Below are 768 nucleotides of genomic sequence, written 5' to 3' on the forward strand. Positions count from 1 at the left end.
TACGTCGGCGGTATCGACCTGGCCTATGGTCGTCGTGACGACAACGACTTCAGCCTCGATGCCAGCACCCGGCTCGGCAACGACGCCTACAACCCCGGGCTGCCCAAGCTTGGCAGGATGGCCATGGGCCAGCATGTCAGCGCCAGTGGGCTGATCATGGCCGCGCTCTTCGACCTGTCCAAACCCTCACTGAGCGTGCAGTTTCAGCCTTACGGTGAGAGTCGGAAACGCCCCCCGCTCCAGGTGCCCTTGCTGCCCAGCCGCGCGACCGCCCTCAACGGCGCGGCCAAGGTGGCGGACTTTTTCTCCAGCCCCTTGCTGGAGCCCCTGGACTACCTGCGCCGCGCCAGCAACAGCCTGGGCGAGGCAGTCGGCGAGGTCGGCGGCGCCATTACGGATGCCCGGCTCAGGGTGCAAATCAACCTGATCCGCGCCCTGGCCAGCCTGATCGTCAACCACCTGGACGAGGTGGCGGACAAGCAGTTCAGGGAAGAACTCAAGCAGTGGGTCGAAACCCTGCGCCGCACCACCCACAACCTGGGTGAAAGCCTCTACTACCGCAGCCTGCTGTTGATCGAACGCTGGATGAACGAAACCGAACTGGGGCAGGTCTTCGCCCTGATCGGCGGCAAGAGCTTCAGCGACCTGCCCGAGCGCTTCGTGAAGCCCGTATCCGAATTGGCCATCGGCAGCTTCTGGCTGTTGCACGCTCTGTTGCGGGAAGCGGTCGGCGAACACAAGCAACCCTACCCGTTCCTCGACACCAAG

The 768-nt window shown here is 64.2% G+C and carries 1 pseudogene; it reads left to right on the forward strand.

Annotated features, from left to right (window positions below):
- Positions 1–768, forward strand: a pseudogene (locus ACFW0B_RS25855) (phospholipase); the annotation flags it as partial.

Origin of the sequence: Metapseudomonas phytobenefica, assembly GCF_043392685.1 — a bacterium.
Classification (GTDB): domain Bacteria; phylum Pseudomonadota; class Gammaproteobacteria; order Pseudomonadales; family Pseudomonadaceae; genus Metapseudomonas.